Genomic DNA, 26,436 nt, shown 5'->3' on the forward strand with positions numbered 1-26,436 from the left:
CATGGCGTAGAACTGGCGGCCAGTGGTCTGAAGAGTTTTCATAAAAAAGCAACAACAACAAATGAGAATAGTTCGAGTAATGAATCATCATCTAAAGCGGTTGAAGAATCAGTTAATTCTGACTCCGAGCCAGAATTAACTGATTCTTCAACCTCAAATAATGACTCGGTTTTACCAGTAGAGCCAGATAGTTCACCACTTGATAGTAGTGAACCATCCGGCTCATCATCAACTAAAACTAGTAAACGAAAGAAAACAAATCCTAATACTTCTGCCCAATTTAATATCACTGATAGGAGTGAATTATGAAACGTATCGTGATGATACTGGGGGGCAAGGGTGGTACAGGTAAGACTGCCTTTACTCGCTTGCTATTGGATGTAATGCACTCAAAGGGCATTAACTATCTAGCTTATGACGCTGATACAGAGAATCCAGAACTGTACGAGTACTATCAAAACTTTGGCTCAGGGGTAAGGCTGTTGAACTTCCTGGAGGTGGCAGAGGCAAAACGCTTCTTTACGGAAATTAAAGCGGAATCACCAGATTCAATAATAGTAGATATGCCGGGGGCATCAAGCAATAAAACTAGGGAGATTATCAGTAAGTTTGGGCTATTCAAGATTGCAGGGGATTTAGGTTATCGGGTAACGCTGGTGACTGTGCTTAACCTTGGATACTCGGTGATAACCAGCTTAAAAACTATGGCTGAGTTCTGCGGCGCTCAAGCTGATTATGTGATAGTGAAAAATCTGTGTTGGGATAAAGGTTCAGGTTTTCAGCGTTGGGAGAATAGCAAAACATCAGCAGCTATTTCGGAATTGAAAGGCATAGAAATAGAAATGCCAGAGCTAGACTACTCGACCTTTGACACGTTGACAGAGAAAGGTCTACCTTACTCGGCTGCTACTGAAGAGAATGGTTTTCCTTTTGGGGATTATCTACTGGTCAGTGGGTTTTTGGATCAGGCTAAACCAGAGTTAGAAAAGGCTGGGGCTTATCTGGGGTTACAACAACCTCTTGTTCTGGTTGCTGTTGAGTCGAACACCTCAACTTCAAAGCAAGCGAAAGTTACTGCGTCTACTTCTCGTCGGGGTCAAAAGAAAGCTAATGAGCAACAACAATAATGGCAACGGCAATCACAGCAATCCTCACTCTGAAACTGCCAATTCCGTAGAGAGCAGTGAACAGGGTGAGGTGAAGATAGCACTGGGAAGATTATATAGAGAGTTTGAAAATTTTAAGCAGTCACAAAAAACTGAACGTGAAAGAGATAGGGCGGAGTTACAAGCATGGTCACAGACGAATTTAATTCAGAGTCAACTGCTCAACCAAGCGATAGCGACAATCGAGATCCTGACGAAGGAATTGAAGAATCAGAATCTCTCATCTCACGAGTACGAGAAGAACAACGAAGATTTGAGACAAGAATTAACTCCCTTACTAACGCAGTTAAAGAATACGCCCAAGTCATCAGCGACATTAGAGAGCTTAGAGTTCAAAGGGCTAAAGAGCGAGATCACAGAATTAAAGCAGAACTGGAATCAACTGTTGAATCACACGCAGAAGTTGACTATGGTTATTCAGGAGTTGAAGAACAGCCCTCCCCCCAAACCCATCACCATAGAGAAAGAGGTTTATCGCGCTGAACCCATAAGTAAATATGGGACGATGGGGTTGTTTAGTGCATTATTTAGTTTGTTGATTTTCGTTATATTCAATCAATTTATTCCGGTAAAAACATCGGATGATTTCAATAACTATCTACAAGCTATCTGGCAGCGCACTGGTTATAGCAATGTCAAGTTACAACGGATAGAAAAGCGTTTGGGGACTGAACGAAATCGAAGATGAAGGGCAAGATATAGTGATTGGGGCAAACAGGCTTAATGTAATATTTGCCCCAAAAATACAAATAATCAAAGGTAAGAATGCACAAGCTTACCTTGAGTTGACCACTTCTCATCTAGAAGGCGACAAGCGACGTAAACAACATTTTGAGGATTGCGCTTGTGTCTTCCGTTAGTACCCCAGGAACGGACGGTATAATCACCTTGATAACCTAAAACAAGTGAAAGTTCGTCATAAGTTAATTGCCACTTTTTCTTAAATTCTATTGGGTGCATAGTATTCACCTATTTCAAGTAATTAATTAGCAGAGACGCAAAGAGAAATTATCAAAGGTAAGAATCTATAACTTTCCCCTCATCTGACCATTTTTCATCTAGAAGGCGACAAGCTACATAAACAACTTTTTGAGGATTGCGCTTGTGCCTTCCATTTATCCCCCAACAACGGACAGTGAAATCATTTTCGTAACCTAAGACGAGTGCTAAATCGTTGTAAGTTAATTGCCACTTTTTCTTAAACTCAATTGGGTGCATAAATTTAAATCCATTACTAGGATTTCAGGCTTTTGATGTCTTTATGTCTTTGAACTAACTGAAAATTAAAGGCTTTTTGAGATTGCAGTAAAATTAAAAAGCAGTAAACCCTAACTTCTCACTACCGTTCAATTGCTTGGATTCTATAAGTTGTGCAATCGCACACCTTAAATAGCGAACACTCTTTTTCTCTTCGCCCCACTTTCGGCTATTTCTAATCGCGGCAAAGCTGACTGGTGTTGTAACGGCTGAAGTGACAATGTTTAAAATCTGCGACAAATCCGCCTCAGAAATACTGACGAATTCTACCTCTGCAATTTCAACCTCTTGGGTAGGCTTTGAGAAAATAGACTCCAGTTTATTAACTGCGTCATCTGGTGCAATTTTCTCCCCTCTGGGCATAAGTGCTGGCTCGTGATGCTGCACCAGTTCCGGGAAGAATTTGAGTAATGTTCTAGCTGGATCTGGTTGACCATTTCCTGGGTGTAACTCTATCTTTAGCCAGTCAGGAATCATGCCCAGATTGCCACCGTTAACAGGTTCAGCAAAGTTATTAGGGTTGGCTTTGAAATATTCCCCACTAGCAACATTAATCTTTCGCAATCCGCCAGCGCTGACAGACTGAGCTACACAGCCAATAAAGTTAACCGATTGCTTAAAGGTATCTGCTAGTCCTGCTGTGGCCTTGCCAACCACAGAAGTTAAGTTAGAGCCGTGCAAGACAATGATTAATGTACCGCCACATTTGGCGAAGCGACTCAGCAGATATTGGATAGCCCAAGTGCGATCGCTCTCATCAAGTAAGGACAGCAAGCGCATCGCCTCATCAATAACTAACAGTAAGTTTTTGTGGGAGTAAGGTTCACTTGCATCTAACCCTTTAAGAAATTTAAGCAAATCACGGGCGACTAGTTTATCTGCCCCATCCGCATCTTTTTCGGGGTACTTAAGGGCAGAAATCAGATTGCAACTAAACGGGTAAACGTCCACACCGGCTGTAAAGTATTGGGTGTTTAATCCCGAATCTAAAGCTAGAGATAATGTTGCCAAGATTGCTGCTAAAGTTCCCTTACCACCTCGCTGAGTGCCAGCGATCGCAATTACTTGGGAACTCATCATGTCTCCTATTTGGAAACCACTTTGAGTTAAAGCAGCTATGAGTGCGTTTGCTCTATTCGTCAGAGGGAGATGAATTATAGTCTCTGGTGAAAGCCCATTAGCTGATGGCTGTAACTCCTCCGGTCTAGAAGGAGAAGCGGCTTGGTTCATCTGCTTAATATCTACAGTCGGTGATTGAAATTGTTTGATATCTACGGTGGGTGGTAACTGAGTTTGAGCCTGTGCGATGGCACTTATCTCAGACCGATTCACCCGACTGTCAATGGTCACATCCTGTAAATGGAGAGCCATACTTTGATAAGTGGGTAGCTGACGACCCAAAAGCTTGCCAAACCAGCCAAACATCCAGCGATAAGCATAAAAACGTTTTCCTGGCTCAACTTGGGTTAAATACTGGACAATATTTTCAAATTCAGCATGAAGAAAGGCGTACTCTTCTGCTGATTGTCGTTCTAGAAATTTAACAGTATTAGCAAGATGATCTGCTTGATAATTGCTTCGATTATCATAGTCACCAGCACGAGCTAGAGCGTCTATAAAGTTGCCACGTACAAAGGGTAAGGGGGCAATCTCTTTGGTTCTATTGGAATGTTCCACTACAAACCATAACCAAGCTGCACCACCAATTAAACCACCAACTATAGCCAAAGGATTGACCGCATAACATACCGCTCCTATCCCAGAAGCCAGTAAGCCAAGTACACGGGTCATGTCTGCTTCGTTCTCAGAAACTCGGGCCATTTCAAATAATTGATCCTTGCGCTCTTGCAACCATTCAGAAACATTTCCTGCCTCCAAATGGGATAAGGCCGGATATGATTCGCGTAAGTGTTCCGTTTCCTTTGTTGTAATTTTTGGGATATTGTTACTTTGCATAAAACAAATGCCCTGTTGAATTAAGAAGCCGCTCAATGTAGAGAGTTGTTGAGCGGCACGAGCTTTAATCTTTGGTCAACCGCCAGATAGCAAACCCAATTTCACCAGCCATCATTGTCCCAATGTTGAATAAGGTGCAGCCCAATATCATCAACGGGGCTGTGTAGTCGAATGGGTTACGAGCCGCAAAGGTGGTGATAATATCGAACGCCCAAACCGCAATCACAACTAACCCAGCACTAGAGCGATCGCGTGTACCTGCGGTTTTGTAATCCGCCCAGAGTTGGCCTACCAAGTCAATCTTGCCACTGGGCTTGGTTTCAAGCTCATAGACCATGTGATCTTGAAGTTCCCGCCTAGCTGAATCTGGGTTTTTACCGCGTAGGGCATGGGCTTCAATTACTTGAACACCTACAGAAATTATGAATGCAAGGTAAAAAAACGGGTTGAACAGTGCAAACGGCACATTTAGCCAATTCCAAGTAGGCTCAAACCAAGGGCAAACAGGGGGCCCAGTAAAGATTAATTGCCAAGTTGAATCAGCACTAATTACAGAACCACCAATAAATAAAATCCCACCTACCAAGGCACGACCCGCACCACCGTTAGCAACAAACTGATTGACTATAGCGGCAGCTGCCCTAATGGGTAAACCAACAATCATCACAACAGCCTTGGCGCAAAAATCGATGATTTCACCAAGCGTTCGCTTCTTACCTTTGGGTTTACCATCGCTGTTACCAGTGCTATTACTTTCTGCACCAGATGTTCCTAACGCCATTACTTCCTCCTTACTGGTTTGATATTTTGAACGCTTTCACAAATCCCTTTGGCTTTGTGCTTCCACTTCCAAATTCCTTCTTCAATTCGCCCAATACACTTACCCGTTGCGTCAAAAACATCAACAATCTCATCATTTTGATAAAGGGTTGGGTCTGGTCTGGGATTGCGTTTACTGCTGTCAAAATAATTCGTGATTCTCAGAGAACGAGTTGTGGGCATGACTCCCGCCTCATATAAGGCATCGCTGGTCTTAGCCCGTTCTTCTATGCGTTTACGCTCTAATCCTTCGGTAGCCTTTAATCTTTCGGCTTCTGCATAAGCCCCTAACTTGGGTACTAAAGGGATAATTACAGGCAAGAAGCAGACTAAGACTCCAGCCAAGGCTAAATACTGTTGCTTCTTGTACATCTCACTGCACCATTGCTTTAATCAATGCAATTTTTTCCCATTGCTTTAACTCATGCAGTCGTTTCAATGCTGACTCCGCTTCGTTGCTAGGAGCGGTAGAAGATTCACACTCTAACCATGCTTCATGGGCTACACGTGCAATTAACCAGAGTGTGTCTGATTCGCTCATCTTCTCTAGTCCTTCGCCCCATGTCTCACACATATCTTTAATCAGTGCGTTGTCGTGGAAGAGGGAATAATATCCTACGGGGTGCGCCATTTTGATATCCTTAATTTGTGTTTTTTCGGTTGCAATCAACTGGCGTTTCGTGTTTCACGTTTCACACTGTGGTCATGCCGTTTCCCGGTTGTTGTGAGGCTGAAACATTGATGCAACCGTTGAAACAGTTTCATGAAACGTTTTGTGAAACACTAAATAAGCACAACTGCCAACAATCATGTCCTTCAAACTTGAGAGTAGAACTCGATATTTAGGATTGCTTCGTGAATCTCCATCAAGGCTTGGACTGCACTCCAAAGTAACCAAGACCTAGAAAGCCTTAAGCAGCAACAGTAAGTCCTAGTGTTTTGTTTGGTTTCATGGTTACGCTACGAACAAATCCTCAAAGTTACTTAAGCTGTCGGATTGGGACTGCTCAGTTAGAGCAGGTTGTTGCTTGTGCTGACAGCAAAGTGAATTTTTATCTCGAAAGTAAGCCCTTAAAATCCAAGTCACAGCAGAGGTCAGGTCATCGGTGAGAAGTAGTTTTTCCGCCTCAGCCTTTACGGGGTCAATCAAATCTTTGGGGATGCAAACCCGGTTATCTTTCGCCATGAATTAAGCCTTCTTTAATGATGCAACAGCTAATTTAAGTAACCCAATTGCATTGGCCGTCTGGGAATTAGGAATCTGTGCAATTCCTTGCCTAGATGCGATTGCACTAACCGATGGCAGCATTGCACCGCCACCCACAAGGTAAATAGCATCCAGGTCATCAGCGCGGGATTGCAAATGCTTCCACGCAGGCACTAAACAAGATGCAAGCCATCCCTTGAGTTCTGATGAGTAAATGCTTGAAAACTCCCAATTGGTGGTTCCATAAACAAAGTTCTTGCTCATCCCCTCTCGGATCAGATGAGGGTTAGCTGGTTTCCCAAGGTGGCGACGGGTTTGGAGGTTATTAGCTATCGCCTCACAAAGATGGTGAACGCCTACTGTGTCAATCTTGCGGCTGTTTTGTAATAGTTTGTTGCCTTCAAATATTGAGGTGATAGTAGTTCCATGCCCCAGGTCAATCAAAGCTACTTTCTGCTGACCAGGGGCGCGGGAAACTAACAATGCTCCTACACCTTCCTCTGTTATTTGACAGGTGATATCAACGTTTACAATGTCTTTGCCATCAAACTTGACGATGTGCTTACCTTGCAAGGCTTTCTTTAGATCATGGGCAAAGGCTTGAGAGTCATGCAATGAAGCGACTAAAAACAAGTTATAGCTCTGCTGTCTAGGAGTTTGAGCAATTGCGCCTAAGAGCATTTGCAGCCCATAAGTAATCTTGTTTTTGAAGTCATCAACAATGCGTCCAAATGACTGCTTACAGTAGATTTCGGCAGTCTCTCCAATCAACCACTTAGAGCCAGATAGATCAGAACGTTCGCCTTGAAGATATTCGATTACCGCACCGTTGCCTAAGCTTTCGTAGTCGTTAGAGTCCGTTTCAATGACTTGTTTAAAGTAGGAGGGAATAAGTATCTCTCCCTGGGGTAAATGTAGTTTAGAATACCCGTTACCACAATCCCAAGAAGCAGGGGTCAACGATGGGGCTAGAATCCCAACAGTGGGACAAGATGCCAAATTTACCATCTGATTGAAGTCCTTAAATTTGTTTCAATTTTTCGTAAAACCTTTATGGTGAAAAAGCTTTGGATATCTGCGGTTACTGTTCTATCCGTCTTGCAGGGTCTGTTATCCGCTTCCATCTGCGGTTGTTTTCGCCACTTGTGGTTTTGCTATCTACTGATGCTATAGTAGACTTGTCTCGCCATCTTGTCAACAAGACAATTAGAAAAGGAGATGTCATGAGGGTAAGATTAGGAGAAATAAAAGTAAATAAATTTGAGATGGTTGATAGGAGGCGATCCAAAGACTTCAGTCAAGTAACTGGATATATAGCAAAGGAACTGGCTATAGAATTTAAAGTGGCTTGCACCCGTGACAGCGTTTCCCAAAGTGATGTATTGGAAATGCTAGTTAAGGAATGGCTGGAGAAGCGGGAAAAGAAGTCCGCAAAAACTGATAAGTCTAAGAGCGAAGGGGAGGAATAGAAAATGAATCTATTTCCCTAGTTTCACTTGCCGTTCCCTCCCTGCCTTTTGATTAACGAAATTTTCTGGCTAACTATTTACTTCGTCCTATATATTGATTGCATCTTGTATGTAAGGCAGAACAGAGTAAAATTATCAAGAAATTACTTGAGAACTGGCTAAAAAACAAAAATTCCCAAGCAGATTGAGTGCTTAGGTACAAAAAAAAAGGAGTAGCTCTTGCTGCTTCGGGTGCGCTCTGTTAGATGATGAGGCGAACACCAAGAACGACTGGTAATCGTTCACGAGTAGTCAACAAAAACTACAACCAGATTATTATTCATAATTGTTCACTCTCTAACCTAACAGAACGCGGCGACAACGGCAAAGAACTACTCCAGAAACACACAAAAAATACATGGAGTAGTACAAATGAATACAATAGAAATGCAAAGTGCGCCCGCACTGTTAGATCATGACGCAGCGCTGAATAATTCAGAGTTGGCTATTATAGCACAGTCAGCCACAGGGGAGCAAGATTTAGCAGCACACAGTACTAAAACTGCCAGCAGTACCCCAAAAAAGGGACAGCAGAACCAATTCAAGAGTTATGAAGATTGGAAAGCCTATATTCGTAAGTCCTTCATTGAAGGAAGTGGAATCGCTCCAGAAATTTTCGATGCCTGTGTAGAGTTTCACCAAGACATTGAATGTGGGTTGGGGGGCGATGTAGAAACACCCATACATGACGCATTGGGATGGGAATACAAGCGATTCAGACATCAAGCCAATGAGCCATTGTACGCGGCATTTCTTCTTAATGAAGACAAGAGCGTATGGCAAGTAGTCGTCAGCATTTGGGACATTGAAAAGCAGCGCCCATACAAATACTTTGCTCCAAAAGGAGATGGCAATCGTGCATTCCTGCCCCCGCTCCCAATAGGTATACGCCAACTCATCGCCCAGAAATCTGGCTTGGATGTGCCGATGTTCGGTAATTTCTGGCAATGGGTAAAAGAGTCAGTGAATGAGGTGGGAGCTACGGAAGGAGGTAAAAAGACCCTTAGCGCCCTATCGATAGGACACATCATGATTGGGCTATATGGCTGTGAATGTGGCGCACCGGGAAGACCGCCCGCTCTGAACCCGGACTTAGCGGCCTTTGTCGGCCCTGGTTCAACATTGGTCATAGCCTTTGATCAAGATGAAAAACTAACAGCCGTCAAAGCAGTCACCAGGGGGATAAGAAAGCTAAAACTTGTACTTCAAAACCTGGGTGCGTACCTTGCTATTGTTGAATGGAGTCCCAAAGATGGCAAAGGATTGGACGATTTGATCGTGAACAAGGGAGAAGAAGCTTTTGACGATGCCTACAATAAGGCAATCGCTTACATGGAGTCACAATTTGCTGTTTCAAAGGACTCCTCAACCGACAAAAGACCGACTGCGGACATAATCAGCCGGGAGATAGCCGAAGAATTCCGAGATCGCCTAGCTTACAACAATGAAGCTAGGCAGTGGATGCACTACGAGATCAAGTTACCTGGGGTATGGTCAGGGGAAACCGAAGAAGCCATAGAGATGATTGTTTATCAAATCATCACTGCCAGGGGCATCGAGGGCTATAGCACCCACAGCTACATTACTAATATTGTCAAGTTCCTGCGTTCGCAACTTTTTGTGCGGGAATGGAACGAGCGCTCACCCAAGGAACTGATGCCATTTTTCAATGGAGTCCTTGAGATTGCGACTGGGAAATTTTTACCCCATTCCCCAGGTTATCGGTTGACTTGGCAGCTGCCACGCTCACACGACCCCAAAGCTACTGATTGGTCACACATCGACGCATTCCTAACACACTTGGCTGAGGGCAACAGACAGCTCAAAGATTTGCTAATTTGCTACTGTAATGCGGTGTTAAAGGGGCGTTCCGATTTACAGAAATTTCTTCACCTGATTGGGCTGGGTGGGACAGGTAAAGGTACTTTCAGCCGACTGATTGTTAACTTAATTGGTAAAGAAAATGTCCACAGCACCACGCTAGACGATTGGTGCAGTAATCGCTTCGAGGGGGCAAATGCTCACAGGAAGCGGCTGGTACTCTTCGCTGACGAAGACAGACAAACCGGGAAGTTGGGTAGATTCCTCTCTCTGACTGGAGAAGATCCCATTCGGGCGGAGGAGAAGGGGAGAAAGGCTTTCCATTACCAATATGACGGCATGGTGCTGGTGTTATCAAATCTGGCAATTTTCATGGGTGATGCTGCTTCTCGGGTGAAGCGGCGGGTAATTTCATTCCCCTGCAACAACGCTGTAGACCCAATTAAACGCCGGAATCTTGATAAAGAATTTGAGCCAGAACTAGCAGCGTTTACCAATTACGTTCTGAGTCTATCAGACGACCATGTAACCGCAGTCATTAAGGGTCTGCAAGAAATTCCCGAATGCACATTGGAGTTCTGGGAGAACCGCACCCGTGTTGACTCGATCGCCGCGTGGTTGAATCAGTGCGTGATTGCTGACCCAATGGCAAAAACTGCGATTGGCAACGATCGCTTTGAAGGTGAGGATGGCTCAACCGTTACCACCCTGTTTGGTTCTTACAACCGCTATTGCCATAGAGCAGGCAGCAAACCGAAAAATCATAACAACTTTTCGCCCGACCTGCTGGAAATGTGCCGCAGCGTTTTGGGCTGGTCAGTGGAGAAAGAATCTACCAAAACGGGTAAATTTATCCGGGGACTGCGGCTGAGGGTGGCTGGGATAGATGATCTCATTCCCACCCATGATTACACCCTCGCTCAAAATTTGAATAAAGGTGACGGCACTGGTGACGGCACTGGTGACGGCTCAGAACCCATACTCCATAAGGGTTTTACTGATGGTGACGGCACTTTGATAAGTCAGTTAGAAAAACAAGTGGAATTAGTTTTCGAGCCAGAGTCCCAAATCGACAATTCTTTGTTAGAAGAAAATTCTCTGACACCACAGCCCGTTGAAAATGATTTGGTAATAAATAAAAGTGGATTGGGGTTTGAGCCGTCACCCAGCGTAAAAGCCAGTCCAAATAATGGTTTTGAGCCGTCACCACAGCCGTCACCACAGCCGTCACCATCCGTCACCACTCGTCAACCCGTTAAAGGAGATCGCGTCCGGCTACTTTCAGGCGGCGAAGTTTATCTTATTTCTTGGGTTTCCTGTGGTAGTGATAAAGTGCTTTTGGTTTCTGCCCTTACCGGACAACCGCTCACTGCACCTTCACCGTTGCGTTCTGGTGCTGCGGCGGGTGGATTAAATCTCATTGATGTTAGTGAACTGGAGTTTTTGGATACTTAGGGCAACTAATAACAGGATCTCGCGCGAGATCATCCGTTCAGATGTATCGCGTTCTCTATGATTGTCCGAGTTGGAGAAGTGACTTGATTGTGCTTCAATTAACGGCTTTTGCGCTTTGTGATCAGCGTGTGTCAACTATCAAGTGGAGACAGATGATAATTGTTTGCAATAGTCGGTAACGAGTGGGGTTTGGCAACGAAGAATTAAGGTTTTGGGGGGTTAGGCGAACAAAGTAATGTTAGTGAGCGTAAAATATTCCCTATGAAAATCAATCGCTTCGGCAAAGCCGAAATCCTTAACCCTCAAGAGATAACCTTACTCTTTACTGAGGGACTTGTTAAGCCCCGCGATCGCGCTTTGTTTGGCGTGTGCCTCTACGCGGCTGCCCGAATTAACGAGAGCTGCACTTTGCAGCGCGGCGATATCATTGGCACAAGGGGCATTAGACCCAAGCTGATTATCAGAGCCTACAACACTAAGGGGGGGCAGGATACCAGAGAAATTCAAGTACATCCCAAGCTCAAGGAATTTTTAGAAGAATATAGCATTGAGTTAAAAGGGAGAAATCCTCATTTGTTCCCCGGTCGTCACGGGCTGGGGCATATCCATAAGGCCAGTGCTGACCGAATATTACGTGAGGCACTGCGACGGGTGGATTTGGACGAGCGCGGGATGTCTTCTCACAGCTTTCGGCGGACGGCGTTAACGTGGATGAGTGATTCAGGAGTACCCCTGCGCCACATTCAATCAATCAGTGGTCATCGCTCACTTGCAGCCCTGGAGCGATATTTGGGTGTGACTGAGCAGCAGAAAGAAAATGCCATCTCCACTTTAGTTTTTTAAGTCAGTAAGGAAGCAACCGATTTTTTGGAAGCCTGCGGATACGTCTGAACAACTTATCTTTAATGCTGCTTAGATGCCAAAACTGTAACAAAGGTGTGTTCTGGCAGTACCATGCATAAAGCTGAAACCTTTTGCTGACAAAGTTTTAACGGTTTAAATTTTATTTCTTATTTGCTAGCAAATATATTTTCGTTTCCGAGCGTGGTGAGGTGAGTTCCATTAAGTATTATCTGGCGAACGCTAACTAAAAACATTGCAGCAAACATCGTTCCAGTTATTAATAAATTACTGAAATCAATTGATTACACTTGGCTGCTCACCGCGATAAATCGTCTCCAAAGCGCTTATCAAGTTCCATCTCTTGTTTGATTTTATTCTTTTTTGTCTACCTCAAGAGAACGGATTAATTCTCGAATTACATCGGTTGCTGGCCTTCCTGTGCTTGCACAGTATTGTTCAAGTTTCTGTGCTTCACCTGATGTCAGATTTACTGTGAGCCGTTTAACGGCCCATTTTTTATTCATAATTTATTCTTACGAATATCTGAAATAGACTCATCCGTCGTTTATATTGCAGTTTCAAAAGCAGAGTAGCAAGCAATTATCAATCAAACAAGAGATATAAAACAGATATAAAACAGCGGCTAAAAGCTCTCTTCCGTACTATTTGCTGACATAAATTAATGCCAAAATTTCGCCAAATCTTTGCCGGCAGCTAGTAACCTTTGCCTTAGTGTTGGAAGCCATGTAAAAAATAATACCAACTTATTCGAAAATCGGCAATTTCATCTGTCTTTTGGGATAAGACTGACGACGTAGAAGCCTGATTAGATCAAGTTAATAACATTATTTTTTTTGGTTCCTAAATGTAGCGAACTGCAAACAGAGAGCGTTAAAACTGCAAACAAGGCGATTTTGAAACCACATTCTCTGCAAATAAGGGTGGTCTCAAAACCACATTCTGTGCAAATGAAACTGCAAACATAATTTTCAAACTGCAAACAAGGGTTTTCAAACCACATTCTCTGCAAATAAGCCGTAACCCTTACTGTAACTGGCTTAGGGGATTTATTGCTTCAATTGTGTCCAAATTAAACGAACCCATTAACCAAACACTTATGCCCGAATGTTGTGGTTTAATCTGAACGATATCCGTCCAATTTAATTATGAATCAGGTTTTTGGCAACAAGTACCACGAACTCATTTCCTTGACTTGGTAAAGAATCTAAGTTTAAGACTGGAGCGAAAGTAATATTCTTTAATTTGGACAGTTTCATCCCAAAAGTACATAGAAAGCTAAAACTCTTACTGGCTAATGATTACAGCCTATTTGCAGTTAATGTGGTTTCAAACCGCTTGTTTGCAGTTTTAAATTTATGTTTGCAGTTTCATTTGCAATTATTGTGGTTTTGAGACCCCTCTTATTTGCAAATAATGTGGTTTGAAAATTGCCTTGTTTGCAGTTTTATCGCTCTCTGTTTGCAGTTCGCTACACCTAAAGTTACCCTATGCAAAATTTTGAGCAGTCACTTAGGAAAAAACTAAAAACTATTGATTGCGAAATACGGCCCAGTGGTAGCAAGGGGAATGATTTCGAGATTGTATCCCCAGAAAATGACCATTTCTGGCTTTATTGGCATTCTTTACCAAAATGGCAGTTGTTTTGGCGTCCCTGGGGTAGGTCGAGGTGTGTCAAAGCACAGGAATGGGAACGCAAGATCCGAGAGGCTATAGAAAACGTAGTCAGTTGCTAGCAATCTCGGCAGATTCACTATTTGAGTGAATTCACAGGCAATCAAGTCGAGCCAACTAGCCTCCAAGTCGGGATTTATTAGTTTGACGACATCGGCAATTAGGGGGCAAGGGAGCAACTAGCACCTCGCTTGAGCGATCGCCCTCACCCAGCCTGACCAAACTCGTCAAATGCCGCCACAACGTATGCTAGGATGACGGCGATATTTGGCGGTAATTCCATGAATAAACTCCTTGCAGCAGACTTTCTTGGCGTGAGTGTCCGGGCGCTAGAGCGTTACGTACAACAGGGGCGAATCAGTGTTAAGTACGAGAAAGGGAAAACTCGCCCGACTGCCAACTTTGACCAAACCGAACTGGAAGCATTTAAAGAAGAACTGAACCAACCGACCGTAAAACCTGCCTTTGAAACTCGCCAAATAACGACAGAGCAACAGCCAGACACAGGTAAACTCACACCCGACTCTGGCGAACTGGCGAGATTTGACGAGGTTTCGGGTTTTGGCGAGATTGGCGTAATTGAAAAGCTATCTGGAATCATTGAAGCTTTATTAGGCAAAGGCGACAGTCAGCCATTAGTACCCATTGCTGATAAGTTACTGCTGACTCTTGCAGAGGCACAGGCTTTGACTGGATTATCTAGAGAATTTCTCAGGGATGCAATTACAGCAGGTAACTTAAAAGCCAAAGTCATCGGTAAAAGCTGGCGGGTTAAGCGTACTGACCTGGAAGAGTATGTTGATAAGCTGTTTTGAATCTCGCCAAACTGCGACAGTGTAAAACTCGCCTTCTTCGTAGAGCAGGTATAACCCTTTAAAACGGTGGCGACATTTGACGAGATTCAATACCAATGTTCATGATAGCGATCGCTGTCATGGCTGCTAAGTTTGTAACAAATGATTGCAGACATCAGCCGATTTATCAAATATGTACTGGCTAAACTAGAGTTTTTAAGGGCTAAAGAAAATAAGCTCAACTATAGATTTATATCAATGATATTTAAAATTTCTGAACCTTTTATTGATGATTTGGCTAAAAGTAAGAAACAGAAGTAAGAAAAAATTTGATTGAGAAGTAGAAAAGCTTGAATAGCAAGGGTTTTGTAAGCCAATGCTGGGCAAGCTACTTGCGAAGAAGAAGCTTTCTTGGAATTTGTATAATTTGAGATATTAATAATAGTTGCCATCTTTAACCGTTTCTAGTTCGTCCAGCTAAGTCGGCAACCATAAATACCAATTGGGTTAGCTCGATGGGCTTAGGAATGTGCATTTGAAAACCTGCTTTCTTTGACTCTCGGAGATCAACACTACTGATATACCCTGTAAGTGCGGCAGCGGGAATTTGTCCCCCTGCTTCAGCACTAAGGGAGCGTACTCGCCGGATTAGGGTGTAGCCATCTTGGTTCGACATCCCAATGTCAGACAATAGCACATCATACATCCCAGGCTGGTTTGTAAGTATTGAGAATGCTTCGTCAGCAGATTTGACAGCAGTTACTTCAGCCCCGTAATTTTGCAGCGCAGTGATCATTAACTCACGCATATCGGCCTCGTCATCTACAACCAGTACGTGCAAACCCTCCAGTGAAGGAATTTGATCAACAGATGGTTTAATATCCCCGGAAAAATCTATCACCTCTGCATCACGAGGGCTAAAACGCTCCTCAAGATTGGAGGAGAGCGGTAGCGTGACGGTGATAGTTGTCCCTAGCCCTTCACCTGGACTTTCTGCCTGAACTGTGCCGCCATGAAGTTCGACCAGATAACGGACAAGGGACAGTCCTATCCCCAGTCCTTGATGAGCACGAGTTTTGCTACTGTCAGCCTGGCGGAAGCGTTCAAAGACATAAGGGAGGAACTCAGCAGGGATGCCCATACCCGTATCCCGGACTCGAATCTGGGCTTGGGAATTAACTTGCTCCAGTGTGACATCAACACGTCCCCCAACAGGAGTAAATTTGATGGCATTAGAAAGCAAATTCCAGATTACCTGTTGCAAACGCTCAGAATCCCCCAGTAACTGCCCACTTGCAGGTTGCAGTTGGCATTCAAGTTGAATATTTTTCGCTTCTGCCGATAACCGGACTACATCAAGGGCTGTCTCAACGACAGAGGCGAGATCAATTTGAGAAATGTTTAGACGGAGTTTGCCAGTCGTAATGCGTGAGATATCCAGGAGGTCTTCAATCATTTGGGTTTGTGCCCTGGCGCTATGCTGGATCATATCAATTGCACGATTCATTTTAGCGGCATCAAGCTTTTGCTCCTGCAGTAACTGTGACCATCCCAGAATGGCATGGAGCGGGTTGCGGAGTTCATGGGAGAGAATAGATAAAAACTCATCCTTGGTTCGGTTAGATGCCTCCGCTGACTGGCGGGCTGACTGTTCTTTAGCTAATAGCTGGGCGCGTTCTACCTCAAATTGCTTCTGCTGCGTGATATCATGAAGCGCCAGCAAAATCATCTGCTGATTTCCTTCTTGGAGGATTTTATCACCATTGAGCAATATAGTTTTTTGCCCAATTTTATCAAAGACTTGTTGCACCTCAAAATCTTGAATTTGAGTATTCTCGGTGAGGATTTCTTCCAGGAGCGATCGCAGTTCAGGAATATTCCACTGACCGTTTCCTAGCTCAAAAATTAATTGCTGTTCTGTCTGGGCGGACGTTACCTGAAACATTTGGTAGAAAGCCCGATTGCTTTTAATGACTCGTAAGTCAGAATTGAGAACTATTAAAGGCTCTGGCACAGTTTCCACGACGGCTTCAGCATAATTAAGAGCTTCTTGCAACTGCTGTGTACTGCGTTTGAGGGCATCAATATCCATCAATACCATCACCACGCCATCAATTTGATTTTCTGTAGTTCTGTAAGGTCGAATTCGCAGATTGTACCAATGCCCACAAGTGTCTTGCGCCTCTAGTTCTTTAATAGTTAAGGTGTCAATCACCTCTATGAGTAATGACTCTAAATTAGGAACGTTAAGAGTGGAGCGGATATTGCTAAGTGGTCGTCCCACATCTGTCGGTATCAGATTGAATAAGTGCTGTGCTGTAGGAGTGAAACGCCGAATCCGTAAATCGTTGGTGAGTATAAGTATGGGAATATTGACACTGCTGAGCAAATTTAAGAGGTCGTTATTGACCTGGTGTAATTCGAGATTGCGACTATACAGTTCTTGGTTAGTTGTATGCAGTTCTTCGTTGGTTGCTTGCACCTCTTCTTTGGCTGTTTGCAACTCTTCATTAGTGCTTTGTAGTTCCTCATTGCTGGAGAGGATTTCTTCATTTGCTACTTTCAGGTGTTGAGTAGTGGCTTCATGCTCTTGGGTAATCAATTGCAGATATTCTTGAGTAGCAGCCAGCTCTTGCTTAGTGGCTGTCAGTTCTTCTTGGAGTCGGAGGATTTCCTCCGTAACTACTTGTTCTACATTTTCATCTGTGACGGGCACTTGTTGAATTGTTGAGGCAGGTACATCCTCAAATAAGACAAGAAAGCAGCGAGTTTCTAGTGAGTCAACCTGGAACGGAATCACCTCAACATTGACTTTTCTGGACGGGTCACTCCCTTCAATCTGTATCCCTTCCTTTCTTACAGAAATATCCTGCCTTTTCACCTGATAAATCGCGGTACGCAATTCTTCCAGCAGCCCTTTTCGTGCCATTTTGAACAGATTGAAGCTGGGATCGCCAGGGGGTGGTTTCAAATAGGGACTGGTTTCCCCTCGAAATTGCAGAATGTCCATATTGTCGTTAATCATCACGCCAACTGGGGCATAGCGATGCAAAACAATTTGGTCAGCCTGTTTATTTAAGTCAACAATATCCCAAGTCTTATTACTCATGGTGGCTCTGTCAGGAGTTACTCTCGCTATGGGATAGTTACTGGTCACAAAGTTAAAGTTAAGGGGAGTAGGTATTAATTTTTTGGTATAAATATTGTTTTTTCTGTCCGCTAAAGTAAATAAGTTGGAGAATTCTCCTGCACTTTCGGCAATACCTAACATCAAAAACCCAGTGGGCTTGAGACTGTAATGGAAAATTGGCATCACCTGCTTTTGCAAAACAGATTCAAAGTAAATCAGCACATTGCGACAACTAATTAAATCAAGATTGGAAAATGGCGGATCGCTAATCAAGTTTTGTTTGGCAAAGACACAAAGTTCACGAATCGATTTGCTGATTTGATAACCGCTCTCTACTTGGTTAAAGAAGCGTCTTAGCCGTTCTGGTGAGACATCAACTATTTGGCTGGGCTTGTAAATGCCTAAACGGGCTTTTTCAATTACTGTCTCGTTTACGTCCGTAGCAAAAATTTGAATAGTAGGTTTGGGGATCACATCCGCCAAAAACTCCAATAGACAAATACCAATGGAGTAAACCTCCTCCCCAGTTGCACAGCCTGCTACCCAGATCCGAATCGGCTCATTAACTGACTTCCCCTTAGCGATCGCTGGAAATACTCGCTCTTTCAAAGCTTGATAAGCTTCTGGGTCACGGAAAAAACTGGTGACACTGATTAAAATCTCATAGTACAGTGCTTGCACTTCATCTAGATTATTTTGCAGATATTGGAAGTAATCTTCAAGACGTTCCAGCTTGTACAGCACCATCCGCCGAGCAATTCGCCGCTTGAGGGTAGTTTGCTTGTAGTACGTAAAGTCAACCCCAGTACCAGTGGAAAGCATTGCAAAGATTGCATGTAAAGCAGACTCGCTTTCAGAGAATGGCTCAACTATTTGTGAAGAAATCGGACGAATTATGTTGGGATGGCGAGCAATATGAGCTAGTTCCTCAGCAATTTTGGGCGGTGGTAAGATGAAGTCTACATCACCCGTGGCAATAGCAGTGTTCGGCATTTCACGAAATTGTGCTGATGATTCACACTGAGCAAAGGTAATGCCGCCAGCGGACTTAATTGCTTCTGATCCCTTTGCACCGTCTCCATCGCTTCCAGATAAAACAACACTAATGGCTTTGCTTCCCAGTTCTGCCGCTAACGAAGTCAAGAAAGCATCGCCAGGCATATATTTCCCTTTGATCTTCTCACGGGGCATCAGTTGCAGTGCCCCTTGAGCAAGTGTCATCTTCACATTCGGCGGAATGATATATACTTGGTTCGGTTCTACAGACATGCCATTCTGTACTTCACGGACGGGCATTTGGGTCGTCTTAGCCAGAATCTCAGTAAGCAGACTTTTCTGATTAGGAGCTAAGTGCTGAATCAGCACAAATGCCATCCCAGTGTCGATGGGTAAGTGACTCAATAACTGCGTAAATGCTTCTAATCCGCCTGCGGATGCTGCAATCCCGACAATAGGAAATAGGTCGTTGCCTTTATCTTGCTGCTTCTGTGTCGATGTTCCAAAAGCAATGGAATCGGATGGTGATGACTCAGAAGACTGCTTAGAGTTCATTGTATTGTCGAATACAATGCTAGAACGTTTAACTTTCCAGTGTATTCAGCTATAGGTTTGCTTTTACTATACCAAAGTATATAAGCTTTATCGCATCCATCATTCTTATGTTGCCACAACCTAATACGTAAGAATGGGCTTTACGTATGACAATTTTACTTAATTTAGTTGTGAAGAATACTTAGACTTTCTGACTGTCAAATAAGCATGAGCTAATGTCGCGCAAGGAAGTTTCGCAGCACTGGCTAGCAAGCAAATATCAATCAAACAAGAGATATAAAACAGATATGAAACAGCGGCTATCGCTTGGGGAAGAACCAAAAAATAAAAGCTCTCTTCTGTGCTTTTTGTGTCCAAGGTGAAATGAGCAGTGAAACAAAGCTCATTTGACCCCGATAAACATAAAAAACCTTGGATAAATTGCAAACTCTATCGAGATTGCAATTTATCCAGGGTTGTAAAGTATATATTTATGTCACGTAAAAACGTAAACTAAGTATTCCCAAAAGTTTTGGAATTTGAGCATAATATGAATAGACAGAAATCTTGATTTTATGTCTAAATATTTAATTTTTGAGCTTGATTTTGGAATTCATTTCAGAAACAATGAATAAGTGAATAACATTTATAGTCTCTGGCATAACATAATTTCTTGATGTTCTTCTCCAATATTGGAGAATTGATATATAGGTGCTGATAATCGAGCAGAGTTTGCTATCTAAATTTTCGATCTGTCCGCTAAAAATATCTAAAAACTAATTTAATGTAGCCAATAAAATATTATTTAAAATTACAGATATGGAAATTGCCAGATTAGTGAAAATCCTTGCTGACTATGGTTTGATGAATGGATATTTCACAGATAAATTAAATCCCATTCTCTACCTGCTGCCAGGAAATGACGATTATACACTAGGGTTTAGATGGGTTAACGATGCTCATTTTGGCTCAGACGCAATTGAAATTACCTTAAGTCAGTGCTGGGGTGGATTAATAATGGCTCAATGGCGTGTGGATTTGTTATTGTTGGGGCTGGTTTTAAGGCAGACTCAGATGTTTGTTGCTGAACTGGAATCGCTCGACGAAGTGGAATAAGATTAAATGCTTCACTTTTGTACAGTAGTAGGGTTGAAGCTGAGTACAGCTATGGTGGGGGTATCCTGGAGGCTTTAGATGAATAATGCTCTCAGCTACAGGAACATTATGGAGTGTTATTAAACTGATTTAATCAAGTTTTCTGCTTTTGGTCTTGTTACCTTAGACAGACAAAATTAGTGTTTCTCTATTAAAATGTATTAATTTTTACCTTATTTTTTAAAAGCAGTCATTTATCAAGCACTTAGGATGTTGACAGCCAATAAAGATCAGCATTTTTAAAGCCCACCTAATAAAATCAAATACCCGTCGTGGTTGAGTATTTTTTTTGTTTCTAGGCACTTGCCAATAAAAAATTACCCCAGCCTTCGCAAAGCCGCCAAGAGGCGGCACATCAATATACGCCTCTTCTGTCACTCTCCCAAAACAAAAATCGAAGGCAACTTTTAAAATAGCTTTATATATAGTTAGTAGTTGCACGTTAGGGCTAATTCGTGTAATGCAATAGCGGACTACTTACCAAACTTGATAGTCCAGCAGTCCGAGCGCAAATATAGCGGTAGTTCTGCGGTCAATTCATCACTAGCATCTATCATGACGCTAAAGTGTTGATCCGCGTATTTTCCTAACCTTTTGATTTGATGAAATTGGATAATTTATTTTTTGGAGTTTTCCAAATCACTATGAAAGCTGTAATTACTCAAAGTCTTCCTCGTAACGTTTGGTTTTTGGGTTTTGTCAGCTTGCTAGCTGATGTGAATTCTAAAATGATTCAGTCCGTCTTACCTTTATTTTTGGTTTCCGTTTTGGGAGCAAATTTAGTCACAGTCGGATTGATTGAAGGCATTGCTGAGTCTACAGCTTCGGTGTTAAAAGTGTTTTCTGGCGCACTTAGCGACTATTGGAGACGACGCAAAGAATTAGCAGTAGCGGGATATGGCTTATCTACCTTAGTTACTCCACTTTTTGCAATCGCCATTAATCCAGCTTGGGTATTAATAGCTCGCTTTATAGACCGAATTGGTAAAGGAATTCGCGTTGCTCCCCGTAATGCCTTAGTCGCTGATGTGACACCAGAAGCCCAACGAGGCGCAGCCTATGGGTTAAGGCAATCGTTAGATACAATAGGTGCTTTTGCTGGCCCTTTAGTTGCCACAGCAATCTTATTTTTCTCGGCTCAAAATTTTCGTCTAGTGTTCTGGTGGGCGTTAGTTCCTGGTATCTTTGCAGTAGCCTTACTAGCGATCGCTGTCCAAGAACCCCCCCAAACCTCAACAATCAAGCACAATCCTCTACAGTGGAGCGCTCTTAAAAGCCTGGGTAGAGATTACTGGATGTTAGTTTTAGTAGCGCTACTGTTTAATTTAGGTAACTCCAGCGATGCATTTTTACTATTACGAGCGCAGCAAGTCGGTATAAATACAGCCTTAATTCCCTTGAGCTTTGTAGTGATGAATATTACTTACGGCTTGAGCGCTTATCCAATTGGCGCACTATCAGATCGTATCGGTCGCTTGGGACTACTGGTAGGTGGATTTGCTCTCTTTGCTTTGATATATCTTGGTTTAGCATTTGCTCAAGCACCTTGGCAAATTTGGATACTTTTTGGATTTTATGGTTTGTATTTAGGTAAAACTCAAGGATTATTGCTAGCTTTAGTTGCCGATAAAGTTCCCAGCAATTTGCGCGGTACAGCCTTCGGATTACTTAACCTTGTCGTTGGCATTGTACTTTTACCTGCTAGTTTATTAGCTGGAATTTTATGGCAACAAATTGGTTATCAAGCAACATTTCTGCTAGGCAGTTTCTTTGCAGTTGTAGCAATTGTAGTAATGATAGGGAACAGGGAACACTTCGGCAGAGCTTCAGTGCATCGCAGAAAATAGGGAACAGGAAATAGGGAGCAGGGGAAAGTTTGCGAAGCCGCGCCCAACTCTCTCAAACACTTATCTAGGCGTTCTTAGCAGTTCGTTTTTGATTTATTATCCGAGACAGCAATATTTCGTCTCAAAACCATTTTTGGCGGTAAGTTAAGACGACGCTTTTTTGATAATCAAGCTGTCGAGTTGTTCCTGCAATGTGCTGCCCTTAATCGCATGATTCACTTAGGTAAACCAGACTCTTATAAAGTCGAATACTAATTACCAACTTTACCAATATTTGGTGTGTCTCTTTTCTGTTTCATGTAACAAAGCCATGTTTAATTGGCAGTGATTTCAAGTTGCGCCATCACCTAGAGAGAGATCCCTTTACTGTGTCTTCTTTCTTGTTGCTGTTTTTCTGATATTATTTGTTGCAATACGCGCTCTGCCTTTTGCCAAAGCTGAATATCTTCTTTCTCTATTTCCCCCACATTAATCGGTGAATACTCAAGCTCACCTGACTGGTTTCGGTTGACAGCCACCCGGAAAATCTCACCTCTTTCATCATGGTTAAACACCAATTCTCTACCCTGTTTCTCCAGAGTTGCACGTTTGAATCTAAGGGTATTTGAGCCAGTTTCTCTTAATTGCCAGTTGATTAATTCAACAGCAATAGGCACAGCTACAGCTAAGAATTCCTCTTCTTGACGCTGCTTTTGGTCGAGTGACTGTTCTGGTTCTGACTTTTGAGTTGCCAATTGATTGCTAGCGATTAGTACCAATTCTCTAGCTTCATCTTGTGTCCATCCGGCTGGACTGGCTTGGAGAATTTCTTCAACTTCCTCGGCTGGTTTATTATCTAATAGCGCCCGTATAGCAATTCCTTTATCTCGGTCAGTTACTAATAAGTTTTGCAAGTCGGCGCTGTAATACTCATATAACTCGGCTCTTAGATTATCTTTTAGCTTTGGTTCATCTGTGGTTGTAGTTGGAGTTTGATTAAGAGCAATTGCATCCACTGGTTTTTGCGATCTATGGAGTTGCTCCAAATAAACAATCGCTGCTTCCAGGTCGTCGAATATGGTTCTTCCGGCTGATAGCTGCTGCTGATTTTGAGAAAGTTGTTGTGTTAGTTCTAATACTGTTTCAGTTAAGGCTGACTCGACAGTTGATTGCTCAATATAATCAGAGATTGATGAAATAGCTCTCTTCTCTAGATATGATTGTAACTCAGTTGCAAGCACTGCATCCAGGTCATTAAATGTAGCTTTAGCTGTAACAAGCTGCTCTTTGTATTGAGAAAGTTGTTCCGTTAATTCTAATACTGCTTCAGTTAAGGCTGACTCGACAGTTGATTGCTCAATATAATCAGAGATTGATGAAATAGCTCTCTTCTCTGTATAGGATTGTAACTCAGTTGCAAGCACTGCATCCAGGTCATTGAATGTAGTTTTAGCTGTAACGAGTTCCTCTTTGTATTGAGAAAGTTGTTGCGTTAATTCTAATACTGCTTCAGTTAATGCTGAAGAGACAGTTGATTGCTCAATATAATCAGAGATTGATAAGATAGCTTTCTTCTCTGTATGGGATTGTAACTCTTGAGTAATCGCCGATGATAGCTCGTCGAATGCGGTTCTACCTGCTGATAACTGCTGGTTATATTGAGAGAGTTGTTCTGCTAATTGTGGTAACGTTTCAACCAAGGCATTATCAACTGCTGACTGTTCAATAAAGTTAGAGATTGTATTTATGAGTTCTGAACTTGCTCGTTGTTCTGCATCTGATTTAGCTGGGTTTAGCTGGGGTTTAGTTTCGGCTATAGCTTGAGTTTTTTTAGGTAAGATAGTTGAGATTAGCTGTTGATGAACTTGGCTATTATCTACAGATTCTAAGAAATTATTGAAGTGTTTAATTTCGCTATCATCACGTTTGGGGTCGTAGTTTATCCCCAATTCTGTCTGAAGCTTCTTAAATGAACACTTATATTTATTGAGATTACCTCCCTGTTTCCAGAGCAAGCGGGGACTACCATCTTCATTAACTGAGCCAACATCAATACCAAATTTAATACCCCTTACCCCACCGTGACCGTAATAACTAACGACAGCTTGGACTTGATGCTCTCTCCATAACTGCTCAATTAGCTGGGGCATTGTAGGTTTATCTGCTGCCACTTGCTCAATCGCCCGTCGCATTATTTCTTCGCCTGGAAGTCCATCGCGTTCGACCCGTTCAAGCTGATTACGAGTCATAGCTTTCTGTTTACTCTCCCAACTGCTTTGAACTTGGGTTAGCTGAAATTCTCGCTCTAGCAGTCGGGCGGAGTGTTCCGAATGGGCGTAATTGTTCCAGGTGCGAATAGATTTACCGTCTAGGTTATTAACTCTAGATGCAACGATGTGGGTGTGGTCATGTTCTTTATCTGAGTGTCGCGCTATAAAGAAGTCATAAGCTGGTAATTCTGATTCTATAAATTCATTAACTAGCTGGTTAAGTTTGGTGTCAGTTATCCTTTTATCTGGCTGTTTGACTTGGGATTCATCACCTTGAAGCCGCGACAACACAATGACCGATGCCAAGTGACGTTGAGACAGATTAGCTAATTCGTCATCATTTAGCGTTCTATCACTTTTCGGTACACTAAGCATTAAGTGGTAGCAGGGGTCTTTTAGCTGCGGGTTAAGATGGGCTGATAAGGTAAACTGCTCTACCAGTTCATTGGTACTTTTCCCGTACATATTCCCACCAATAATTTTGGCTTTCTCTTTCTCAAGCACATATTTAGTAGTGCCACGAAATGATTTGTTAGCCTTGACTTTGGTAATCATTTCGCTGCCCCTATATTGATACTTGGGTGAGTGATTGGCGAGTCTGTTCTAAAAGTGCGGTCAGTTCTTCAAGAGTTTTCAGATATGATTTCACCTCTGCCGTCAACGGTTGACTACCAATTTTTACAGCTTCGTTAATAGCTCTGGTCTGTTGGTTTAGGTTGTTGCCAATTTTCTTTAGCTCGTAGATGGACTGTCGGTTAACTTCGGGTATGACTAATTTAGGATGTGGTAAAGGGTAATCAAATAATCTCGCTCTTATATAGTCGCTTTGCACCACTCCACTACATCGCTGCTCTAATCTAGCTTTCTCGGCATAGCTAGCCCTAAAGGTGATGGTTACTTCTCGTTTTTCATCTGGTGCTACTGACCGATTGTTTAATGTGTCAGCTAGTTGATTACTGAGATTGGTACGAGGGTCGGCTTGCATAACTAGTTAGGAGTTTGATTATTTGAATTTTTCTTTTTAACCGGGTTATTCGCTGTAGCTGCTATGGCGCGGAGCGCCGAGCAGGTAGGCGAATAACCCGGAACATTTTCTCACTTATTAACCCCTTGAAAAGAACGGGTTTTCGGGGGTTTGGGGGACACCCCCAACAAGCAACCACGCCGCTTTACCCGGAGGGTAAAGTAGCCCGGAGGGCGTTACAGCGTATTGCTTGCCTATGCCCCCACGACAGGACTGAGGTAACAAGAACCAAGGGGCGCAACGGGAGACTGGGGGAGTACGAGACTTTGGTGAACCACGATTGGCTCTGTGCAATCACCTCGCTGTAACCGAGGGCAGGGTCTATTGGGCAATGCTGGCCATACTAGTGATACGAAGGATGTTGATTCATGGGTAACTGCTTTTTTAGACTAGTCTACCTCACGAGGATACAAACCTTTTTCTGTTGATATTCGTCACATCACGACAAGAAACTTAAACTTTTTCTGGACACGATTTTTTTACAATGGAGTAATTTCTTACTAATGCTGAATATGTCGCGCAAACCGAAAGCTGTTCCTTTATCAAAAATAGAAGATATTCAAACCAGTCTCAAACAAAAAGCGGCGACTCCTAAGACTATCAGCGTGTCAGATTTAGTTAAAAGTTTGGCTAAACCTATTCAGGATATGTTAGACGCTGGCTACTCTTATGACGATGTTTCTGATGTGTTTAAGGGTCATGGGGTAGAACTGGCGGCCAGTGGTCTGAAGATTTTTCATAAAAAAGCAACAACAACAAATGAGAATAGTTCGAGTAATGAATCATCATCTAAAGCGGTTGAAGAATCAGTTAATTCTGACTCCGAGCCAGAATTAACTGATTCTTCAACCTCAAATAATGACTCGGTTTTACCAGTAGAGCCAGATAGTTCACCACTTGATAGTAGTGAACCATCCGGCTCATCATCAACTAAAACTAGTAAACGAAAGAAAACAAATCCTAATACTTCTGCCCAATTTAAT

Annotated in this window: 22 protein-coding genes and 2 pseudogenes; 11 read left to right on the forward strand and 13 right to left on the reverse strand. The window is 42.8% G+C overall.

Going from position 1 to position 26,436, the window contains the following annotated elements; all coding sequences use genetic code 11:
- The 3 genes and pseudogenes from A4S05_RS42560 to A4S05_RS10150 all read left to right on the forward strand — a co-directional run.
- Positions 1-309, forward strand: a pseudogene (locus tag A4S05_RS42560) (hypothetical protein); the annotation flags it as partial.
- Positions 306-1,127 (forward strand): hypothetical protein, encoded by an 822-nt coding sequence (locus tag A4S05_RS10145; protein WP_069069708.1) that lies wholly within the window; start codon positions 306-308, stop codon positions 1,125-1,127. The pseudogene A4S05_RS42560 and the gene A4S05_RS10145, both read left to right, overlap by 4 nt.
- Positions 1,111-1,854 (forward strand): hypothetical protein, encoded by a 744-nt coding sequence (locus A4S05_RS10150; protein WP_069069709.1) that lies wholly within the window; start codon positions 1,111-1,113, stop codon positions 1,852-1,854. The genes A4S05_RS10145 and A4S05_RS10150 overlap by 17 nt, the downstream gene beginning before the upstream one ends.
- Before the next feature lie 65 nt (positions 1,855-1,919).
- On the opposite strand, the gene A4S05_RS10155 is transcribed toward A4S05_RS10150, so the two are convergent.
- The 8 genes from A4S05_RS10155 to A4S05_RS10190 all read right to left on the reverse strand — a co-directional run bounded on the left by A4S05_RS10155 (position 1,920) and on the right by A4S05_RS10190 (position 7,413).
- Entirely contained in the window at positions 1,920-2,126 is a 207-nt protein-coding gene (locus tag A4S05_RS10155) for a hypothetical protein (RefSeq protein WP_069069710.1), read from the reverse strand.
- Positions 2,127-2,177: 51 nt separating this feature from the next.
- Positions 2,178-2,384, reverse strand: coding sequence for a hypothetical protein (locus tag A4S05_RS10160; protein WP_069069711.1), 207 nt, complete (start codon positions 2,382-2,384; stop codon positions 2,178-2,180).
- A 93-nt stretch (positions 2,385-2,477) separates the two neighbouring features.
- Entirely contained in the window at positions 2,478-4,379 is a 1,902-nt protein-coding gene (locus A4S05_RS10165; protein ID WP_069069712.1) for a hypothetical protein, read from the reverse strand.
- Between the two features lie 64 nt (positions 4,380-4,443).
- Positions 4,444-5,160, reverse strand: a complete 717-nt coding sequence (locus A4S05_RS10170) for a hypothetical protein (protein ID WP_069069713.1) — start codon at positions 5,158-5,160, stop codon at positions 4,444-4,446.
- A complete protein-coding gene (locus A4S05_RS10175) occupies positions 5,160-5,570 on the reverse strand; it encodes a hypothetical protein (RefSeq protein WP_069069714.1) in 411 nt (136 codons plus the stop codon). Before A4S05_RS10175 ends, A4S05_RS10170 begins: the two co-directional genes overlap by 1 nt.
- 1 nt (position 5,571) lies before the next feature.
- A complete protein-coding gene (locus A4S05_RS10180; protein ID WP_141699685.1) occupies positions 5,572-5,829 on the reverse strand; it encodes a hypothetical protein in 258 nt (85 codons plus the stop codon).
- Positions 5,830-6,153: 324 nt separating this feature from the next.
- On the reverse strand, positions 6,154-6,384 hold the full coding sequence (locus A4S05_RS10185; RefSeq protein ID WP_069069716.1) for a hypothetical protein: 231 nt from the start codon (positions 6,382-6,384) through the stop codon (positions 6,154-6,156).
- Between the two features lie 3 nt (positions 6,385-6,387).
- Positions 6,388-7,413: a ParM/StbA family protein gene (locus A4S05_RS10190; RefSeq protein ID WP_069069717.1), complete on the reverse strand. Its 1,026-nt coding sequence runs from the start codon at positions 7,411-7,413 to the stop codon at positions 6,388-6,390.
- A 59-nt stretch (positions 7,414-7,472) separates the two neighbouring features.
- Between A4S05_RS10190 and A4S05_RS40160 the strand changes: the two genes are divergently transcribed.
- From A4S05_RS40160 to A4S05_RS10205, 3 genes are all read left to right on the forward strand, one after another.
- The gene (locus A4S05_RS40160) at positions 7,473-7,874 is read left to right on the forward strand and encodes a plasmid partition protein ParG (protein ID WP_141699686.1); all 402 of its coding nucleotides are present in this window, start codon (positions 7,473-7,475) and stop codon (positions 7,872-7,874) included.
- Between the two features lie 411 nt (positions 7,875-8,285).
- Positions 8,286-11,189, forward strand: coding sequence for a DUF3854 domain-containing protein (locus A4S05_RS10200; RefSeq protein ID WP_069069719.1), 2,904 nt, complete (start codon positions 8,286-8,288; stop codon positions 11,187-11,189).
- A 261-nt stretch (positions 11,190-11,450) separates the two neighbouring features.
- Positions 11,451-12,032 carry a tyrosine-type recombinase/integrase gene (locus A4S05_RS10205; RefSeq protein WP_069069720.1) on the forward strand — a complete coding sequence of 194 codons (582 nt, stop codon included), beginning with the start codon at positions 11,451-11,453 and terminating at the stop codon, positions 12,030-12,032.
- A gap of 371 nt (positions 12,033-12,403) precedes the next feature.
- On the opposite strand, the gene A4S05_RS10210 is transcribed toward A4S05_RS10205, so the two are convergent.
- Entirely contained in the window at positions 12,404-12,556 is a 153-nt protein-coding gene (locus tag A4S05_RS10210) for a CopG family transcriptional regulator (RefSeq protein WP_069069721.1), read from the reverse strand.
- Between the two features lie 1,422 nt (positions 12,557-13,978).
- Here A4S05_RS10210 and A4S05_RS10225 point away from each other — a divergent pair.
- The gene (locus A4S05_RS10225; RefSeq protein WP_256090913.1) at positions 13,979-14,539 is read left to right on the forward strand and encodes a helix-turn-helix domain-containing protein; all 561 of its coding nucleotides are present in this window, start codon (positions 13,979-13,981) and stop codon (positions 14,537-14,539) included.
- Between the two features lie 221 nt (positions 14,540-14,760).
- Here the strand turns inward: A4S05_RS10225 and A4S05_RS10230 are convergent, their stop codons facing one another.
- Positions 14,761-14,970 (reverse strand): hypothetical protein, encoded by a 210-nt coding sequence (locus A4S05_RS10230; protein ID WP_069069725.1) that lies wholly within the window; start codon positions 14,968-14,970, stop codon positions 14,761-14,763.
- 2 nt (positions 14,971-14,972) lie between these two features.
- Positions 14,973-19,199, reverse strand: coding sequence for a chemotaxis protein CheB (locus tag A4S05_RS10235; RefSeq protein ID WP_084227067.1), 4,227 nt, complete (start codon positions 19,197-19,199; stop codon positions 14,973-14,975).
- A gap of 798 nt (positions 19,200-19,997) precedes the next feature.
- On the opposite strand from A4S05_RS10235, the gene A4S05_RS10240 reads away from it, so the two are divergent.
- The 3 genes and pseudogenes from A4S05_RS10240 to A4S05_RS43145 all read left to right on the forward strand — a co-directional run.
- Positions 19,998-20,294 (forward strand): hypothetical protein, encoded by a 297-nt coding sequence (locus A4S05_RS10240; RefSeq protein ID WP_069069726.1) that lies wholly within the window; start codon positions 19,998-20,000, stop codon positions 20,292-20,294.
- Positions 20,295-20,977: 683 nt separating this feature from the next.
- Complete coding sequence (locus A4S05_RS10250) at positions 20,978-22,180, forward strand: MFS transporter (RefSeq protein WP_069069732.1); 1,203 nt, start codon at positions 20,978-20,980, stop codon at positions 22,178-22,180.
- 96 nt (positions 22,181-22,276) lie between these two features.
- A pseudogene (locus A4S05_RS43145) lies at positions 22,277-22,435 on the forward strand (IS5/IS1182 family transposase); the annotation flags it as partial.
- A 92-nt stretch (positions 22,436-22,527) separates the two neighbouring features.
- Here A4S05_RS43145 and A4S05_RS10255 read toward each other — a convergent pair.
- Both A4S05_RS10255 and mobC read right to left on the reverse strand, forming a co-directional pair.
- Positions 22,528-24,984, reverse strand: a complete 2,457-nt coding sequence (locus A4S05_RS10255) for a relaxase/mobilization nuclease domain-containing protein (protein ID WP_069069728.1) — start codon at positions 24,982-24,984, stop codon at positions 22,528-22,530.
- Between the two features lie 10 nt (positions 24,985-24,994).
- On the reverse strand, positions 24,995-25,414 hold the full coding sequence (mobC, locus tag A4S05_RS10260; RefSeq protein WP_069069729.1) for a plasmid mobilization protein: 420 nt from the start codon (positions 25,412-25,414) through the stop codon (positions 24,995-24,997).
- A 542-nt stretch (positions 25,415-25,956) separates the two neighbouring features.
- On the opposite strand from mobC, the gene A4S05_RS10265 reads away from it, so the two are divergent.
- Positions 25,957-26,436: hypothetical protein (locus A4S05_RS10265; protein WP_256090914.1), on the forward strand; the 480-nt coding region annotated here is incomplete at its 3' end.

This window comes from Nostoc sp. KVJ20 (genome assembly GCF_001712795.1).
In the GTDB taxonomy this organism is placed as follows: domain Bacteria; phylum Cyanobacteriota; class Cyanobacteriia; order Cyanobacteriales; family Nostocaceae; genus Nostoc.

Excerpts from the sequence above, each read along its gene's own strand:
- A4S05_RS10160 (WP_069069711.1), bottom strand. The coding sequence starts at position 2,384 with ATGCACCCAATTGAGTTTAAGAAAAAGTGGCAATTAACTTACAACGAT.
- A4S05_RS10200 (WP_069069719.1), top strand. The coding sequence starts at position 8,286 with ATGAATACAATAGAAATGCAAAGTGCGCCCGCACTGTTAGATCATGAC.
- A4S05_RS10205 (WP_069069720.1), top strand. The coding sequence starts at position 11,451 with ATGAAAATCAATCGCTTCGGCAAAGCCGAAATCCTTAACCCTCAAGAG.
- A4S05_RS10150 (WP_069069709.1), top strand. The coding sequence starts at position 1,111 with ATGAGCAACAACAATAATGGCAACGGCAATCACAGCAATCCTCACTCT.
- A4S05_RS10255 (WP_069069728.1), bottom strand. The coding sequence starts at position 24,984 with ATGATTACCAAAGTCAAGGCTAACAAATCATTTCGTGGCACTACTAAA.
- A4S05_RS10240 (WP_069069726.1), top strand. The coding sequence starts at position 19,998 with ATGGAAATTGCCAGATTAGTGAAAATCCTTGCTGACTATGGTTTGATG.
- A4S05_RS10190 (WP_069069717.1), bottom strand. The coding sequence starts at position 7,413 with ATGGTAAATTTGGCATCTTGTCCCACTGTTGGGATTCTAGCCCCATCG.
- A4S05_RS10175 (WP_069069714.1), bottom strand. The coding sequence starts at position 5,570 with ATGTACAAGAAGCAACAGTATTTAGCCTTGGCTGGAGTCTTAGTCTGC.
- A4S05_RS10230 (WP_069069725.1), bottom strand. The coding sequence starts at position 14,970 with ATGGCAACTATTATTAATATCTCAAATTATACAAATTCCAAGAAAGCT.
- A4S05_RS10250 (WP_069069732.1), top strand. The coding sequence starts at position 20,978 with ATGAAAGCTGTAATTACTCAAAGTCTTCCTCGTAACGTTTGGTTTTTG.
- A4S05_RS10210 (WP_069069721.1), bottom strand. The coding sequence starts at position 12,556 with ATGAATAAAAAATGGGCCGTTAAACGGCTCACAGTAAATCTGACATCA.
- mobC (WP_069069729.1), bottom strand. The coding sequence starts at position 25,414 with ATGCAAGCCGACCCTCGTACCAATCTCAGTAATCAACTAGCTGACACA.
- A4S05_RS10185 (WP_069069716.1), bottom strand. The coding sequence starts at position 6,384 with ATGGCGAAAGATAACCGGGTTTGCATCCCCAAAGATTTGATTGACCCC.
- A4S05_RS10170 (WP_069069713.1), bottom strand. The coding sequence starts at position 5,160 with ATGGCGTTAGGAACATCTGGTGCAGAAAGTAATAGCACTGGTAACAGC.
- A4S05_RS10235 (WP_084227067.1), bottom strand. The coding sequence starts at position 19,199 with ATGAACTCTAAGCAGTCTTCTGAGTCATCACCATCCGATTCCATTGCT.
- A4S05_RS10145 (WP_069069708.1), top strand. The coding sequence starts at position 306 with ATGAAACGTATCGTGATGATACTGGGGGGCAAGGGTGGTACAGGTAAG.
- A4S05_RS10225 (WP_256090913.1), top strand. The coding sequence starts at position 13,979 with ATGACGGCGATATTTGGCGGTAATTCCATGAATAAACTCCTTGCAGCA.
- A4S05_RS10180 (WP_141699685.1), bottom strand. The coding sequence starts at position 5,829 with ATGGCGCACCCCGTAGGATATTATTCCCTCTTCCACGACAACGCACTG.
- A4S05_RS10155 (WP_069069710.1), bottom strand. The coding sequence starts at position 2,126 with ATGCACCCAATAGAATTTAAGAAAAAGTGGCAATTAACTTATGACGAA.
- A4S05_RS10165 (WP_069069712.1), bottom strand. The coding sequence starts at position 4,379 with ATGCAAAGTAACAATATCCCAAAAATTACAACAAAGGAAACGGAACAC.